The organism is Natrarchaeobaculum sulfurireducens (genome assembly GCF_003430825.1).
GTDB lineage: Archaea > Halobacteriota > Halobacteria > Halobacteriales > Natrialbaceae > Natrarchaeobaculum > Natrarchaeobaculum sulfurireducens.
This window is the reverse complement of the sequence record NZ_CP024046.1, coordinates 149,658-166,472: the sequence shown is the minus strand read 5'-3', so window position 1 is coordinate 166,472 and position 16,815 is coordinate 149,658. Positions and strand designations below refer to the sequence as shown.

The 16,815-nt window shown below is 55.0% G+C and carries 16 protein-coding genes; 8 read left to right on the top strand and 8 right to left on the bottom strand.

Features of this window, described 5'->3' with window-relative positions; genetic code table 11:
* Positions 1-480: 480 nt before the first annotated feature.
* From AArc1_RS01140 to sufB, 5 genes are all read right to left on the bottom strand, one after another.
* Complete coding sequence (locus tag AArc1_RS01140) at positions 481-855, bottom strand: hypothetical protein (protein WP_117362532.1); 375 nt, start codon at positions 853-855, stop codon at positions 481-483.
* Positions 856-1,026: 171 nt separating this feature from the next.
* Positions 1,027-2,214, bottom strand: a complete 1,188-nt coding sequence (locus tag AArc1_RS01135) for an NAD(P)/FAD-dependent oxidoreductase (RefSeq protein WP_117362531.1) — start codon at positions 2,212-2,214, stop codon at positions 1,027-1,029.
* Positions 2,215-2,523: 309 nt separating this feature from the next.
* On the bottom strand, positions 2,524-2,682 hold the full coding sequence (locus tag AArc1_RS01130; RefSeq protein ID WP_117362530.1) for a zinc ribbon domain-containing protein: 159 nt from the start codon (positions 2,680-2,682) through the stop codon (positions 2,524-2,526).
* 49 nt (positions 2,683-2,731) lie between these two features.
* Positions 2,732-2,995, bottom strand: coding sequence for a hypothetical protein (locus tag AArc1_RS01125; protein ID WP_228442307.1), 264 nt, complete (start codon positions 2,993-2,995; stop codon positions 2,732-2,734).
* 221 nt (positions 2,996-3,216) lie between these two features.
* Complete coding sequence (sufB, locus tag AArc1_RS01120) at positions 3,217-4,647, bottom strand: Fe-S cluster assembly protein SufB (protein WP_117362529.1); 1,431 nt, start codon at positions 4,645-4,647, stop codon at positions 3,217-3,219.
* A gap of 529 nt (positions 4,648-5,176) precedes the next feature.
* On the opposite strand from sufB, the gene AArc1_RS01115 reads away from it, so the two are divergent.
* On the top strand, positions 5,177-5,794 hold the full coding sequence (locus AArc1_RS01115; RefSeq protein ID WP_449289239.1) for a DUF7344 domain-containing protein: 618 nt from the start codon (positions 5,177-5,179) through the stop codon (positions 5,792-5,794).
* A 52-nt stretch (positions 5,795-5,846) separates the two neighbouring features.
* On the opposite strand, the gene AArc1_RS01110 is transcribed toward AArc1_RS01115, so the two are convergent.
* Both AArc1_RS01110 and AArc1_RS01100 read right to left on the bottom strand, forming a co-directional pair.
* A complete protein-coding gene (locus AArc1_RS01110; RefSeq protein ID WP_133412315.1) occupies positions 5,847-6,392 on the bottom strand; it encodes a DUF7344 domain-containing protein in 546 nt (181 codons plus the stop codon).
* A 1,218-nt stretch (positions 6,393-7,610) separates the two neighbouring features.
* Complete coding sequence (locus AArc1_RS01100; protein WP_117362525.1) at positions 7,611-8,141, bottom strand: DUF7344 domain-containing protein; 531 nt, start codon at positions 8,139-8,141, stop codon at positions 7,611-7,613.
* Positions 8,142-8,536: 395 nt separating this feature from the next.
* Between AArc1_RS01100 and AArc1_RS01095 the strand changes: the two genes are divergently transcribed.
* From AArc1_RS01095 to AArc1_RS01065, 7 genes are all read left to right on the top strand, one after another.
* Positions 8,537-9,298, top strand: coding sequence for a SipW-dependent-type signal peptide-containing protein (locus AArc1_RS01095; protein ID WP_117362524.1), 762 nt, complete (start codon positions 8,537-8,539; stop codon positions 9,296-9,298).
* Between the two features lie 30 nt (positions 9,299-9,328).
* Positions 9,329-10,828 carry a SipW-dependent-type signal peptide-containing protein gene (locus AArc1_RS19255; RefSeq protein ID WP_228442306.1) on the top strand — a complete coding sequence of 500 codons (1,500 nt, stop codon included), beginning with the start codon at positions 9,329-9,331 and terminating at the stop codon, positions 10,826-10,828.
* A gap of 89 nt (positions 10,829-10,917) precedes the next feature.
* Positions 10,918-11,610: a hypothetical protein gene (locus tag AArc1_RS01085; RefSeq protein ID WP_117362523.1), complete on the top strand. Its 693-nt coding sequence runs from the start codon at positions 10,918-10,920 to the stop codon at positions 11,608-11,610.
* 797 nt (positions 11,611-12,407) lie between these two features.
* Positions 12,408-13,091: a hypothetical protein gene (locus AArc1_RS01080; RefSeq protein WP_133412314.1), complete on the top strand. Its 684-nt coding sequence runs from the start codon at positions 12,408-12,410 to the stop codon at positions 13,089-13,091.
* Positions 13,088-14,152 (top strand): signal peptidase I, encoded by a 1,065-nt coding sequence (locus tag AArc1_RS01075; RefSeq protein ID WP_117362521.1) that lies wholly within the window; start codon positions 13,088-13,090, stop codon positions 14,150-14,152. The genes AArc1_RS01080 and AArc1_RS01075 overlap by 4 nt, the downstream gene beginning before the upstream one ends.
* Positions 14,149-15,000, top strand: a complete 852-nt coding sequence (locus AArc1_RS01070) for a SipW-dependent-type signal peptide-containing protein (protein ID WP_117362520.1) — start codon at positions 14,149-14,151, stop codon at positions 14,998-15,000. Before AArc1_RS01075 ends, AArc1_RS01070 begins: the two co-directional genes overlap by 4 nt.
* A 121-nt stretch (positions 15,001-15,121) precedes the next feature.
* Positions 15,122-15,685, top strand: coding sequence for a GNAT family N-acetyltransferase (locus tag AArc1_RS01065; protein WP_161958282.1), 564 nt, complete (start codon positions 15,122-15,124; stop codon positions 15,683-15,685).
* Positions 15,686-15,804: 119 nt separating this feature from the next.
* On the opposite strand, the gene AArc1_RS01060 is transcribed toward AArc1_RS01065, so the two are convergent.
* Positions 15,805-16,803, bottom strand: coding sequence for an IS110 family RNA-guided transposase (locus AArc1_RS01060; protein WP_117362518.1), 999 nt, complete (start codon positions 16,801-16,803; stop codon positions 15,805-15,807).
* Positions 16,804-16,815 lie beyond the last annotated feature (12 nt).

The window sequence follows — 16,815 nt, the reverse complement described above, 5'->3', positions numbered from 1 at the left end:
CCGCCCTACCGTGGGTGGGGTTGAAGCAGGACGCCTGCGCCTTCAGTCATGGGTAGCTGACGCCGTGCGGATCGCCAATCTTGAATTTTCAAGATAGTGTTGTTTGGCCATGTCCAATATGTGATTTCACCGGAAATCCGGTGTCTGTTACTTTCAACCAGCCTAGAACACTGATCTGCCACTATTTTCGTCCACTGTGAATATTTGTGCGATTAATCACACACCGATCTCAGTGGGGCGTTTCACCGGAAACCCGGTGTCTGAGTGTTTGAAAGTGGATTGCTGTCCACTCTCACACCAGACACCACGTTTCCGGTGAACCAATCGAACAGACAGTTACCTCTTCCACCGGAAATGAGGTGTCCTAGATTTATCTCAAATTGAATCTGATTTTTATTCACAAGAACAAGACTGCAGCCACCGTTGCCCACAGCCGGGGCAGACCGAGCGTCTCGGAAGTTCTTCCGAGTGTTTGCATCACTATCTAGGGTTCACTGGTGCGATGTACTCATTTTCCCAGCAATCTCCTTCCCTCCATTGCCAGTAGTAATAGCGGTACCCCGGTTTCGTTTCTTTGATCGTAATGTAGGCGCCACTCACCGGAACACCGTCGTAGTCTGCTGGATCGGTCGATATCTCACGCTCATCGAACTTCTCGAGTTCGTCTTTATCGATCTCTTTTTCCGCCCTGTTTCGCTCGAACTCGAGTTCGTCCTGAACCCGTTTCCATGTCGCAAGTTCTGTAGCGTACGCTGCGATACGCTCGAGCCGGTCCGGTGACTGGCTTTCGAGAGGGTCAATAACGTATGACGGCAAGTCCGGCGGAGACGGTTTCTGCGGTACATCGTTTCCCATAGTTACCCCACAGAGTTGAAAGAGTAAATTTGTGGGGTAACTTCGAATTTCAGCGACTGTCTCCGAGCCACCGCTGGCCGGTACCAATCGCCATTTCGAACGTACATTCCAGTCATGAAATATACGTACTGCAGATGACTAAACCCAGATTCACAACTATGTTAAAAGAGGTCAGATCCCGTCCTCTGGCGGACTATGGCCGCCAGCACCGTTGGCAAATCTGTCCAGCGAAAAGTAATCGATATCAACCAAATCAGACTCTCCACTGTCGATCATGTCCGTGACGATCTTACCGATAGCTGGACCATGCTTGAAACCGTGGCCGGAAAACCCGCACGCGAGATAGCATCCTTTTTTCTTATCAATGACAAAATCATGATCTGGAGTAGTCGAGTAGACACCGCAGTACCGACCACGAATCCCAGCCTCAGCTAATTCTGGGATCATATCCGTAAGATCGTCTGTTAACTCGAGCACTGTCGATTCGTCGGGCTGATCGCCATATACTTCTGGATCAACACGGTCTCCCATATGGTGCGTTGCAACCAGTATGCCGTCTCCAAAGTCCGATCTGATATACCAATTCCCGCCGGGAAGCGCGGTTGTCGGAGTCAGTTCCGGGTACTGGTCTTTGTACTCCGCTGGCGGATCCAGAATGAGGATCTGTTCACGCTCAACCCTAATCGGAATTTCAATATCAATTTGTTTTGCCAGGCGTGGTGTCCAGGGCCCCGCAGCCAACACCACGTGCTGAGAATCTATGTGACCACGATCTGTTCGGACACCATCAACGATGCCGTTCGTCGTCGTGATTTCGTGCACGGGCGTGTTAGTGAGGACCGTTGCACCGTTATTTTGAGCCGCCCGTGCAAAGCCACCCGCAACATCCGCACCGTCGGAATATGCAGCGGTATCATCGCTGACAGCAACCGAATATTCGTCGACGGATAACATTGGATAGTAGTCATCGAACGCGTCCTTTTCGTACTTACTCACTGGAATATCCAATTTCTGTAGCGTTTCGTACCCTGCCAGTGCGTACGAGTCTTCTGTCTCAGGCGTAAATCGCACGAGCGGGCTTCTCTCATACGCAATCTGCTGCCCTGTTTCTTCCGCAAAGCGGCGGTAAAACTGGTGACTCCACCAGGCCATACGAGCATAGATCTCATCATCACCATAGTGATGCCGAAGAATAGCAGATGAGTCACCGGTTGACCCGGACCCAATACCACTTTTTTCGAGTAACACGACATCGAGAGACAGCTCTGTCGTGGCGAAATATGCGATACTGGTGCCCATAACGCCTCCGCCGATGATGACGATGTCTGCTCCATCTGGTTGTGTGTCTGTCTCTGTCATACTTGTGGTACCACTAGCATGACTAAAAATGGTACTGAAAACTAGACCTGGATATTAGTAAACAACCACGGGTCAGGTGATCCGTGAACTGCCTCGGGGTCAAGCCCCGAGGCACTCGCCTTGTTTTCTCTGTAGAACTCTCGCTGTTCCCTTTAGGTCAGGTACCCACCGCTAAAGCGGTGGCCTTGTCAGTGGACTCCTACTCTGACCACGAGACGTGGTAGGCGAAAACTCGCCGTTCGCGTTCACCATCCCTGAGTTCAAGGCGACCTGACAGTCCGCCCGTCCAGCACCAGACTTGAGCCAGTGCTAGACAAGACGCCACCCAACATTCCGAGCAGCGTTGTAATCCGCGTGAAGTTCCTTTCCACAGCTCAGGCACTCGAACTCGTCACCATCGCGGTTATTGTAATTCGGCAATCCGTGTGGACAACGCGCGGAACCGGTCGAACTCCGGGCGGGCGTGATCGTTCCCTCGCTTGATCAGTTCCGTCGCCTTTCGGCCGATGTCGTACAGCTACGCGGGTGAAATCTTCTTCGTCTCGAGTTCCGTTATCCCACAGGCAGCGACCGCATCTGAGACGACGTCGGGAAATTGCTGGAGCGAAATCTCACATGCTGGATCGAGAGCGAGTCCTTCGACGATAACGGAGACGAGTTTTCCCCTCCCATCGTTGGCCACGATCTCGAACGTGAATTGTCGCCCCTGCTCGTCCATCGTGTATACCCAGAGCTTCGATAACCCGGTGGCGTTGTGCCATTGCTTGAGATCTGTAACCATGAGCTTCCCCGCTGGGGAAACACGATATGAGTCACACGCCGGACACTGACCAGAGTGTGGCTGTGAGCCGATGTAGCCGTACTCGTGGCCACACTCGTAACATCGCAGTCCGAGTGCAGTCATCGTTCCTCCCACCTGACTGGTGAAGCGTGACTGGTCCTGGCTACCCTGTCGTCGTCTCTGCGAGCACCGTTCGTTTCAAACCCAGTCATCAGTTACGCTTATCCGAGGCTTCCTTCCATCTCGAGTTCGATCAAGCGGTTCAGTTCGACGGCGTACTCGATCGGCAGTTCTTCGGTGATCGGTTCGATGAAGCCGGCGACGATCATCTTCTTGGCGTCGTCGTCGTCGAGGCCGCGACTCTGCAGATAGAAGATGTCCTCGTCGCCGATCTTGCCGACGGTCGCTTCGTGGGCGACGTCGACTTTCGACTCTTCGATCTCCATGTACGGCATGGTGTCGGAGGTCGACTCGTTGTCGAACATCAGCGCGTCACACTCGACGGCTGTGCTCGAATTTTCGGCACCGTCGGCGATGTGGACCAGACCGCGGTAGTTGGTGCGACCGCCGTCTTTCGAGATCGACTTCGACTCGATAGTCGATTTGGTCTCGGGAGCGTTGTGGTAGACTTTCGCGCCGGTGTCGATGTCCTGGCCTTCGCCGGCGAAGGCGATGGTGATGTGGGTGTCGGTTGCACCGCGACCCTTGAGGATCGAACACGGGTAGAGCATGGTAGCTTTCGAGCCCATCGAACCCGAGATCCACTCCATCGTGCCGTTTTCCTCGACGATGGCGCGTTTCGTGTTCAGGTTGTAGGTGTTGCGCGACCAGTTCTGGACCGTCGAGTACTGGACGTGGGCGTCTTCTTTGACGAAGACCTCGACGCCCCCGCTGTGGAGGTTAAACGCCGAGTACTTGGGTGCCGAACAGCCCTCGATGTAGTGGACTTCGCTGCCTGGTTCGGCGACGATGAGGGTGTGTTCGAACTGGCCCATTCCCTCGGTGTTCATGCGGAAGTACGCCTGGACGGGCATCTCGACGGTGACGTCCTCGGGGACGTAGACGAACGAGCCGCCGGACCAGATCGCCCCGTGGAGTGCCGCGAACTTGTTGTCGCTCGGGGGCACACACGTCGTCATGAAGTACTCTTTGACGATTTCGGGGTGTTCCTGGACCGCGCGGTCCATGTTCATGAAGATGACCCCCTTCTCCTCCCACTGGGACTTCATGTTCTGGTAGACGACCTCGGACTCGTACTGCGCGCCGACGCCCGAGAGCGCCTCTTTCTCGGCTTCCGGGATGCCGAGTTTGTCGAAAGTGTCTTTGATCTCATCGGGGAGGTTCTCCCAGTCGTCGGTCCCCTCGCGCATCTCGACGTCCGGGCGGATGTAGGGGACGATCTTGTTGACGTCGACTTCCGAGAGGTCCGGCTGTCCCGGCCAGCCGGTCGGCATCGGCATCTCCTGAAAAACCTTCAGCGCACGCAGACGCCGCTCGAGCATCCACTCGGGCTCGTCTTTGTCTTCGGACATGAGCCTGATGGTTTCTTCATCGAGGCCCTTTTCGGCGGTAAGCGCAGCTTTGTGTTCGTTTTTGAACGCAAACCGGTCTTCGGTGTTCGTCGTTTTGAGGTGTTCTTGTTCAGAGCTCATTATCAGAGCGTTCGGTTGTACCGTCAAAAGACTATTGTCTGCAAGATGACTAATGAAACGCTAAATGGTTAACTAAGGTTCTATATGCGAATCTGTTAACTATTGTTGGTTTACGTTCTTTTCGTCGATGCAGTCAAACCGACCTGTCAGTGCTTTCTGTAACAGCTGCTTGGTGTCGTCTCCGTAGTGTTCGGATACGTGCTGCTTGCTCACGGATTTGCCTCGTTTGGCATTTGTTTGCAAGACCTATTGCCCTTTGTATGTCGCCGGGTTGGACGATGCATCGGTTTCGGTTACATAATTGACAACGATCAGCAACTATTTGAAGCATTCGTAGAGCAAGCTCCCACACTGTATAGTGACATATTGGTTACTATAATTCGATACTCAAAATCCCTAACTTATCCAATGCTCATGTGAACAATCAACATATGATTGCTGACGCGGTATCTGGCTGCAGACGTCTCACGTCGTGGAGGACAGTCGGGAATAAAGCAATGGCTCCAACCCTAACCGTGGTGCTGGAACGATGAGCGTGACGAGACACCAACCCTCTGATGGGAGTAGTCCTCTGAAACTATCACATCAGGGTATCGACCGAGAGACTGCTTACCGAATTTTGAGCAATAGACGACGAAGGTTTGTCATCCATTATCTAATGACAACCGACGAAAAAATCAGTCTACGAGCCCTATCTGAGCAGGTTGCTGCGTGGGAAAACGGCATATCTCGAGACAAAGTAACGTCGACACAGCGAAAACGCGTCTATACGGCGCTTCATCAGGCACACCTGCCCAAGCTCAGTACAGTGGGACTCGTCGAATACGATACGAGACAGAAGGTAATCGGCCCGACTGAGAATATCGATACTCTCCAGGTCTACTTGGACGTTGTTTCAGAAGATGACATTCCGTGGAGTGTCTTCTATACTGGTACTGCATTGGTGTTCGCAACAAGTGTGTTGCTCGGTTGGGTTGGGTTGGTGCCGTTCGCGTTACTCTCCGGATACGCATGGGCGATGTTGTTGTCGGCCACGTTCGTGGGTATCGGTGCAGTAAATCTCTACCAGAATCGCCAAAACCGACTGGGGGCAAACCACCTACCACCGGAAGTCACTCTTGATGCTGATAACGTGGTCACTGACTGACAGGGATTGTGGATGAGCAGGTACAAAACCTTGTCGTCCACGTCGGAAGACATCAACTATCGAGATACTGTCCGGCCGTAACCGTCAGGAATAGCATCGAAATCAGAAATGCAATGCCGTATCCGTCCCATCCTCCGTCGGGTATCAGTTCAAGAAATGCCACAGTCACGAGGAAAAAACAGAGTCCAGACACCACGATTCCAACCTGGTGCCAATCAAATACTGGCGGCGACGTCGGTTCTAAATACGGGTAGAGCTCGGTCACACCGTCGGTTGGCCAAATCATCCCGGAGCTCTGGTCGTACTCGACGATGTCTACCCGGTTCATCCTCGGGAGGTGTGTCTGATACAACGACGTGTACACGCGTTTTCGCTGCTTGTAGTTCACTTCGTACACCGAGAGGTCGTTTTCCCACGCAGCGATCTGTTCGGCCATATCTCGCAGTCGTACTGCCGGTTCGTCTGAACTCGCTAGATACTTGATGGCGTGCCGACGACGCGAGTTTGACAGGATCGTGAACCGATCGTCCGTCGATGTCGTCGACTGCTCACCACTCTGCTCGGTGTCTTGCTTGTCGTTTGTCCGCTCGAGTTGCATCGGTTGTCCACGCCCCGCCTACAGGGACATCCCTCCAGTTTCGTATAAGAATACACACGTTCCAGAGATGTAACCTGGAAATAGATCGATCGATGTAGCCAATAGAGCCAGACGAAAACGCTGCTTAGCGAAAAAATCGGTCAAACAGGCGTTATCTATGTCTGAGTGGACTTCATACCGAGTTTTCACATCGAATACGGTGTTTGGAATCTGGCAAGCACAGTGGAACTACCCAGTCTCTTACCGTCTTAACTGTGTGGATAACCGACACCAGCATTCATTTGGTACCAATCGTCTGAAAAATTCGAAGTACACCGGTGAGAACCGGTGTCTTCCATGTACAGCCGTCAACGTCGTCCTGGGGGTCGTCCTGGCAGTGGTCCTCGGTTTGATCGTCGACGGAACGTCGGTTCGGAGTAGCGTGGTCGGTCCAGTCGTCTTCGTCGGCTCGCTCGTCATTATTTATTTCATGGGTATCTCATCCCAGGCACTCCCTGGCTGACTAAACGATATTTGCCCGTATGGGTGCTCAAAACATTTGATAAAGCCGAGACTCACACCGAGTCGACACTCCACCCAGAGTCAGAGTTGCGTGAACTCGGCCTTATCGAAATAGACGCGGAGACCGACGATCTCGTCCTCACATCAGTGTTTACTGACGCGTGGTTCGAAGCGATCGCCGACCGAACCACAAGCGATGCAGCGATCGAGCTGGGAGTCGCCACTCTGTTGGCGATCGACCCGGAGGATCTCGAGGTGGCTGAACAGGTGACGTCATTTACGGGGAACCAAGGCGAAAGCCTCGCCTCTTCAGGGCGGAGAGGATGTCAATGCGATCCACGATGGAACCATCGTTGCCAGATGGGAATCGAGGGCGGCCTGTCGGGCCGACATCGCTGGAGCCCTCGTCCTCAACCGGATCGATCCAATCTGGAGGCACTGATCAATAATCGGGCAAATGGAGCTCCTCGCCACGTTGCGGCTCTTTCTCGAGACCTGCCCGAGTTGTGGCGGTGAGGTCTCTCTTGAACACCAGATCGTCGAGTCTTGCTGTCACAGCCTGGACGTCCTCGCGATGAGTTGTACAACCTGCCTTACCCGGATCGTCGAGACACCGATCGACGCTGAGGCGATCGACTCATTACCCTCTGGTTGGGTAAACAAATCTGCTCAGTCATTCAGATTGTACCAGAAACCGCTGAAGAGGTGGGGGGGATGTCACCCAACCAGTGCACGCAGAATGAGCCACCGGTTTGACCACAGTTGGCTGGCGATCGTGATCGAGAATATACTGAGAAAGATAACCACCCACAGCAACGGATCGACGGCAGAGATGAACGGCACCTCGAGCATTGCTGCTAACAAAATCGTTAGGGAGCCTACACCGATGGTTCGATAGAGCTCGCTCCAGGTGACGCCGTACCCAGTGACGACTTCCATATAGCGGTCAATGTCTCGTGCGCGCTTGCGCACTTGGACAGTTCGAGCGTCGCGGTCGTAGTGAACGATGCCCAGTTCGTCCAGTTTCGGAAGGTGTGTCTGGTGCAGTGAGTTGTAGACGCTCTCTCGGATGGCTTTCGGTGGCGGCGCTTGGCCGGTTTCACGGGCGGCAACCTCCTGGGAAAGATCGTGAAGCGTCATAGGATTCTGGCTCGTCGAGGTCATTAATTGTCGCAGCGTCTCTCGACGACGACGGTTAGCGAGTATTTCGTAGATGTCTTCTTCCGGAATGGTATTCGCCCTGAACATTGTTCCCCGTGTGTGGACTGTCGCGGGAACGAACCCGCGTCAATCCCCATGGCTCGAGTATCAGATTGGGTGGTAAATGTACACGCGACCTACTGGAGTACTACTCGTCGTTGAATCGGATGCAAATTCCGTAGAATGTGCGTCAGGATATTATGCGCTTTATCTGACCAGTAGCAAACGGCAGTTGACCACCGCGAACGTCGGATTGACGCATGGGATGGCCGAACGTACGGGTCGCTAATCGCATGTTCAGCCGGAGTGAAGGGGCGATTCAACGAGTCAGTCGAGTAGCTATCGAATCGTTCGAATGTGACGTCTCAGATCATAACTACCCCAGGGTTCGCCATCGGTGTGAGTAACCCAATCGCCGGAACGGCGTTGGGGGATTACCAACTATGACGGACGAAAACCAATTCCGACTGACTCGACGACGAGCACTTGGCGGTATCGCAGCGATCGGTGTTGCCTCCGCGGCCGCAGGCGTTGGAACGAGCGCGTTCTTCAGCGACCAGGAAACGTTCGAAGACAATTCTATTACGGCTGGCGAATTCGGCCTGACGGTTGAGCAGAAAATCACCGACATCGACCAGGACGAAATCGGCCCGGACGAGACGGCATGGCTCGATCGAGGCGGAGCAGAACCTGGGTACGTAGTCGCTAATGCGATCAAAATCGAGGACGCCAAACCCGGAGACGAGTACGAGTTCTGCTGGGACATCACCGTCGAAGAGAATCCCGGCTACGTGGCTCTCGCTGCTGACAGCAACGACAAGAATGGCTACGAAGCCGAAAACGTCGACGCCGACGATCTCTGGGACGTCGAAAGCAACGACGACCTCACTACCATCGGCGAAGCGACGGAAGTCGAAGACGTCACGCTCGACGGCGAGACGATCGCAGAGTACGAGTCCTTCGAGGAGCTTCTCGAGGAACTCGAAGATGGTGAACCACTCGGAGCGTTCGACTTGGAGGAGGGTGGCGAAGCGAAAAAGAAACTCTGCATCGAGCTGTCCATTCCGACAGGCGTCGGAAACGAACTTCAGGGTGCCGTCCTTGACTGGGACCTGGCGTTCTACGCCGAACAGCAGCGCCACAACGACGGAGACGGTGTCGCCAATAACGCGGCCGACGCGTTGGGAGGCTCTGACGTCGAATAGTCCTCAGCCGCTACATCTCCACACTCACCAATGACGAAAAAAATCAAATTAACGCGGCGGAAGGCCCTCGCCGGAATCGGTGCCATCGGCGCTGCGTCGGCGGGGGCCGGGTTGGGAACGAGTGCCTTCTTTAGCGACCGTGAGGCGTTCGAAGGGAACACTCTGACAGCGGGGGAACTGGATCTCCGAATCGACTGGCAACAGCTGTATTTCGGCCCGGAAGCCAACAAACCCGAAATCGACTTCGAACCCTACGGAACGGCCGGATACCCGTTCGTCAACGCTCACCCAGACGACAACACGGACGGGATGCAGTCGGTTGATCTGAGCGAGTTCGACGACGGAACGTTCGCCGACGACAGTGAGATTGCAACCTATATCGGTACCTTCGATAATGACGACGAGCGCAACGACGGAGTCGCCGGTTTCGAGAAAGACGACGTGATAGACGGTGCGAACGTCCAGGAGTACATCACCTGTGAGACCCTCGAAAACTTCGAGGAGCCCGACGATTACGACAACGGCGTTCGGACTCAGGACAGTCTTATCGAGCTCGAGGACGTCAAACCCGGCGACTGCGGGGAGGTCACGTTCAGCCTCCACCTCTGTGACAACCCTGGCTACATTTGGTGGATCGGACAGGTCAATGAGTTCGACGACGACTTGGCGAAGGCGATCGACGTCAAGGCCTGGTACGATCTCGAATGTACCAACGAGTTCGACGAGGAAGATGGTGATCGGACCCTCCTCGAGACGACCGATCTGTACACCTTCGTCCAGGATCGAATCACCCCGGACGGTCGGCTCCTCGATCCCAACGTCTACGACGGCGCCGGTGTCGGCGGGGGCGACGCGCTCGAGGCCGAGTCCGAAGTCGTCTGTGAAGACCTGGATAAGATCGAATTCGAAGACGAAGACGAGGCGCAGATGGAAAACGGGGAGATCCTCGGCTACGAGGAAGGCGACGAACTGAAGATCATCGCCCTGTTCGCAGCACCTGGAGAAGACGACACGCAACTCGTCGTTCAATTCTCGAACATCCTGTTTAAAGACGAAGACGACAACGAAGTGCTGGCGAAGAACCGGACAGACGCAGACCTCGAAGAGATCGTCCAGTACGACTGGGCGATCCTCGACGAGTACGAGGGCGTGGTGTCTTCTGACGTCGCCGGGATGTGTTCGAAGCGAATCAAAGCTGGTCCCGACGAAGAAGAAGACGACCTCGTGACGTTTGGTGGCTGTACGAGAGATCAGGACGGTGTTCGGACACCGTCTATAAACCCAGTAGGCAACAACCCTCGGGGAATCAGCCACATCGAATTCGAGTACTGTTCCGCGGACAGGCCACCGCTTTGCTTCCCCGAAGAGGAGACGTTCTGTGTCGCGTTCGAATGGTGTCTCCCGACCACCTCGCCGGAACACGTCGACGACATCAACGAGCTTCAGGGTCAATCGATCAGTTTCGACCTTGGGTTCTACACCGAACAGTGTCGACACAACGAGCTGCCAGAGGGTCCAGCTGGATTCTAATCCAACTACCATTTCCACCACCTACTGACCCACACTGGTGTTCGGCGGTTCGATTCCGTCGGTGGGTTTCCTCGACACGTACATCGACTATGGACACCGACGACCTCTCTCGACGAAAGCTGCTCGTGGCCGCTACCGCTGGAGCAAGCACCCTGATCGTTGGTGGCATGAGTTTCTTTACAGAACCACGTCAAACGCTAACCAAGTCAGCCACGATCGAACCCCGACTGACACCGGATACTACCCTTGCCGAAAGCACCGGTGAGGACGAAGCCGCACTCACCCTCGAGTGGCAAGAAGTCTACAACGGCGCGGAAATCATCGATCCGACCGGTGGGACGGCTACGTTCGACACGGACGGACCTTCGTTCTCGTTCGGAAACGTTCTCCCCGGTGACTCCGGCCTCGTCGTGATGAACGTACAAAACGGGTTCGAAGAACCGGTTCAACTAGAGGTTTCACTCGAGGTGACGAGGGGGGCAAATGAACCCGGTCTCGAGGAGTTTCTTCACGCCAAATTCTGGCAGGACGAGGGGATCCTGGGGGTCGATTCGCTTGGTGGACAGAACGGCGTTCGTGATATCGGCGAGCCGCTGCTTGCCAAGGGGACGTTCGGAGACGTCGTTGCTGTTCTCGAAGAGGGCGCCATTCTCGGAGAGTGTATCGACGACGATGTCGCGTTCACCTTCGAGTGGGCGTTCCCGACGGGTCAAGAAAACATCAACACCGCTCAGGGAGCGTCACTCGAGTTCGATCTCGAACTTGCTGCCAGACCATGCTAATGGCACATTCGGTATGTATATTTGTCTTCGATGGCACAAAAGCCAAAGTTCAGCCTATATAACCGGTGTTTGAATTATGGCAATACTGTCATACTACTTTCAGAGATTTAGTATGCAACGTATTCTTATTATTGAATTTACACTGAGTTGGAATCAGATGGTATCGCGGAGTGGGGAATCTCCTGTACCACCGGTAGACCCGCCAACAACTGATCGGGCATCTAGCGACAGGAGACGTCGCGAGCGGAACAGCTCGCTGTCAACAGCTGTGAGCGATTTCGCACAATCGGTACGCGTCCGAAGAGTGCCGTGGCTCCTTTCCGTCGACTATCTGAACGCATCTACCGGCCATCGAGCACCCGGGCACAATTGAAGTTAATCACATGACCAACGACTCTCTGGAATTAACTCGGCGAAAGCTGTTGGGGGCCGTCGCTGGGACGGGCGTACTCGGCGCGACCACCGGCGTGACCGCCTCCCAGTTGGCCGATCGAGAGTCATCGGCTATCTCGATTCAGGCCGGTAAGGTCTCGCTCGAGATTAGTTGTGGTTCGTGCTCGGGCGGCAAAAACGGTATAGACGTCGGTATTGACCCCCTTGAACCCGGTACTGGCGGTTCAGAAACGTTCGATATTTCGGTCGAAGGGAATCCATCTCGACTGTGGGTTAAAACGGCCTGTCCACCGGTGGTCGACCCGCTGGGAGACGCTTTGGAAGTCACAGCGCTCACTTTCCAACGAAATGATGCCACTACAACGGTGTTTTCGGGCGGTTCACTCACCGAGTTGCGAGACGAGTTGAGCGGTGGTACCCGTCTCGACAACCAGTTCGACGACGGAAACGGCGATGACGACAGCGATGCCTGTCTGTTTCCAGCCGATGAGGTAACGCTCAAACTGGACTACGAACTTCCTGATGAGGCGGACTGGACTGCCGATCTGATGACAGAACTATCGTTCGATTTCTTCGCTGAGCAGTGTCGAGCAGTTGAGGAAGACGAGGTCGAGGATCCGTTTGCGACGGCAACCGAGGAGTGTCGGGAACTCGACTGCCCTGAGTCCGACTGTATCGAGTTTGCGAAGTTCGACCCTCAAGGCCGAGGTAACAATTTCGAGCCCGGAACCTACGATGTAGACGAACTCTACGCCGAGGAGTGCGACGTCGACGTCGACGAGAACGAGTACGAACTCGAGGTGTTGACGGTAACACAAAAAGCGGACGGCGATACCGTCGGTGCCAGCTTTCGGCTCCTGAAAGGCGGACACGAGCAGGACGCACCGCCGTTGTGTAAGGCCGATATTCGCGGAGGACCCAGTGACGAACCAGGCCCGGCCTCGAACGTAGAGGAGATCGACCCGCCAACGACGCGAACCCGTGGGGAATTGTTCACTGCTGAGTCAGCTACCCCGGCTGAGGCACACGGAATTAGCCATATTACGGTTTGGGTGTGCTGTAGCGAACTCGAGAGTGATTCTGAATGAGATTTCGACGAATTTTCGACATCGCTGGACTTCTTCTGCTGATTGCGGTTGTAGCGCCGTTTTTTGTTTATACTGTTCCTGGGGCTGTCGGCGCCGACCACAGTTTTGTCGTATTGTCGGGAAGTATGGAACCGGAGATCTCACCGGGAGATGTCGTCGTTGTCCAGGAGACCGATCCAGAGTCGATCGAAGAGGGTAACGTCATCACGTTCGCCGAAGAGGGCGAAGAGGTACCAGTCACCCATCGGGTGATCGACCGCCAAGAGCACAATGGTGCAGTAGCGTTCGAAACACAGGGTGATGCAAATCCAGAACCAGACGCATCACTCGTCCCACCGGAGAACGTACTCGGCTCGGTCATCTTTACGATCCCACTGATCGGATATGTTATCCAGTTCGGGGGGACCCCAGTGGGACTCGTGGTACTCGTTGGTCTTCCTGTTGCCCTTCTGTTGGTCACTGAAGCAATTGCGTTTAGCAAGTCGATCGTAGCGTCAAACGCGACGACCGCTTCCGGCAACCCAACACCCGATTCCGGCCCAACTCAACTCGAGAGTGACCCGGGCTCGAACTCGGCTGATGTCGCTGGTTCTGATGAGGAGGTTACGGTTCATGTGGAAGATCTCACGATCACGCTTGGGATACTGGTACTGGTTGTACCCTATAGCATCTACGTAGCGATCCAGTTGCCGACAGCTGTTTCGCTCACTGCCGCATTTGCCGCGACGTTCTCGATGCTTGGGCTTGGTAGTATGTGGCTGTTAGCAAGGTATTCTACCGAATTGGCCCCACCGGAGACTGAGGCGGCCGAAAGCGACACTTCAGTCGATGTTGAAGACGAGGCGTTCGAGTGGCTTCTCTCGAACGACAGGCCAATTGCATCCGGCGTCGACGCTCCCGACGATTCAGAACAGAGTGATGAACCGACGTCCTCGGGTGTAACCTCTGTCGAGGGGACACAGACTCCCGCTGGAGAACCAGAGGTGACCGGCGTCGAAGGAAGTGACGTGGCGGCAGCCGAAGACGATACGCTAGCTACCGAACTGGAGGCAGACGAATGAAGCGACTTACGATCGTGATCTCTGTGATCGTTCTGGTGAGTGTCTTCGTTGGCAGTGCTGGAACTCTAGCGCTGTTTACTGACTCCGAGAACGCCTCTGGTGAAATCTCGACGGCCGATACTTTTCCTGATCCCGTCACGGAACTCGAGAGAGACGACGAGGAAGCTGATGAGGAGAGTGAGGATGGAGAAGCCGGTGACGAGGGTGAGGACGGGAAAACCGATGAGGGGGGTGAGGATGGGGGAGCAGATGACGAGGGTGAGGACGGAGAAACCGGTGACGAGCGTGAGGACGGGGAAGCAGATGAGGAGGGTGAGGACGGGGAAGCAGATGAGGAGGGTGAGGATGGGGAAACAGATGAGGAGAGTGAGGATGGGGAAGCAGATGACGAGGGTGAGGACGGGGAAGCAGATGAGGAGGGTGAGGACGGGGAAGCAGATGAGGAGGGTGAGGACGGGGAAGCAGATGAGGAGGGTGAGGACGGGGAAGCAGATGAGGAGGGTGAGGACGGGGAAGCAGATGAGGAGGGTGAGGACGGGGAAGCCGATGAGAGGGGTGAGGATGGGGAAGCTGATGAGAACGGTGGAGATGGGGAAAGAGAAGCGGATGAGGAGAGCGAGGACGGGGAAGCTGATGAGAACAGTGGAGATGAGGAAGATAAAGACGAGGAAACTGATGACGGGGGTAGCGGTGAGGAGAGTGGGGACGGGGAAGCTGAGGAAGAAAATGGAACTGAGGAAGCTGACGACGAAGAAAGCGGCGAGGAAGTCGATAACGAAGATGGAGCCGGTGAAGCGAGCGACGAGGAGGGGAGCGACGAGAACAGCGACGAAGGAGACGACTTCTGAGGACGACGGCCTGTAGTTACGTGTGGGCTCGAGTGCCGGGAGAGGGTTGAAACTTGTTACCGTCTCATATTATCATCAAGCTTATATCATTTCACACACACTAATGGTTCGAGACTTGAGCATGCAATTAAACACTGATTCAGCGGACGGGGTCCGGATTCGAACGGCGACACCGGACGACGGGGAGTCGATCGGGACCCTGTTTACTAACAGTCCGGATGGGGGCGCAGTCAGTTTTGCGCCACAATTCGAGTACGATCCATACGAGGTCTACGTCGGACTGCGTCCAGAGACGACAGGATTCGTTGCAGAAACTGATGACGGCCGGCTTGCCGGAGTCGGCTTCGTCTCGAATACGGAAGCCCGATTCGATGGCGAGATCCGACCGAGCGCGTTGTTAAACGCGCTTGCGGTCCACCCTGATTTTCGAGGCCGAGGGCTCGCAAAGCGTATCGTCGAGCATCGAATTACCCACGCACAAGGCCAGCTTGGAGAAGATTGCGTTGTCTTCGCGAACATCCAACACGGAAACGACCCATCGAAAGCAGTAGCGACGTGGTGGGCTGACTCGCTCGCGACCGAGTTTGTGATGTATCCACCTATGGAAATTCTGCTGACTGACCAAACCACGTTTGCCAAGATAATTCTTCGGGCGACAAGGACTTCCTATAGTTTTCTGGCGTAGAATCGACAACCGGCGAACCGATAGCTACTGAAACAGCCATCAGGCGGGGGACTTCTTGTTTGCGAGGGCAGTTGCTCACGCTGCCACCAGCCGGCCAATGAGCGCCGCCCTGGCGGCGCTCAGGCACTCACCCCTGGTGGATCGTACACCTCCTCACGGTCCAGCATATGATACATTGAAACCAGCAGCTTCCGGGCGGTTGCGACAATCGCTGTTTTCGAGTTCTTCTTTCGAGCTAACCGGTTGTAGAACTGGCTGAGGTACTCGTCTTCGCACGTATGTACTGCTGAGTACGACGCTTGAACGAGCAACCACCGGACTCGTCCTGATCCTCGCTTCGAGATGCTCCCCTCAAACCGCGAGTCACCAGACTCGCGGATTATCGGGTTTAACCCGACGTAACTCACGACCTCTTTGGCCCGATCAAACCGATTGATCTCTCCCAACTCTGCATAAATCGTCAACGCCGTAAAGTAACTCACGCCAGGAATCGTCATCAGGAGCTGGGTCTCCTTCAGAGACCCAGCCCGCTCCTCGATCTCCACTTCCAACGACTCAATCTGTTCAGTGAGTGTCTGAATGAGCTCCAGATACGACTCCAACAACGCGTCCCACGGGGCCGGGAGCGAGAGTTCCGCCAGGAACTCTCGTCCCTCCACACTCAACGGCTTTACCTCCCGAGTGATGCCATGATCACTCAACAAGCCGTGAATCTTGTTTGCGTACTCGGTCCGGTTCTCGACGAGTTTCTGTCGCCCGCGCACAAGTGCGCGGGCTTGCCGAACCTCGTCGGTTGGAACGTAGCTCTCAGGAACCGAGCCTAACCGAAGCATTCGAGCGAGTTGTTTCGCGTCAACGCGGTCAGTTTTCTTGTCAGAGTCGGAGATCAACTTCAATTCGCCGGGATTGGCGACGGTCACATCCAGATACGCTGAAAGCGTATCGTGGATGTGATAGTAGTTGCTGGTCGCTTCAAGCGCGGCTTTTGACCCAGCGTACCGCTGGGCAAAGTCGTCGAGGTTCGCGTTTTCGACGCGAACCTCTTCGACGATCTCACCGTTTTTGTCCAGTACTGCGATCTGTGAGTACCGCTTGTGTACGTCGATTCCAATGAACATTGGACTCACCTT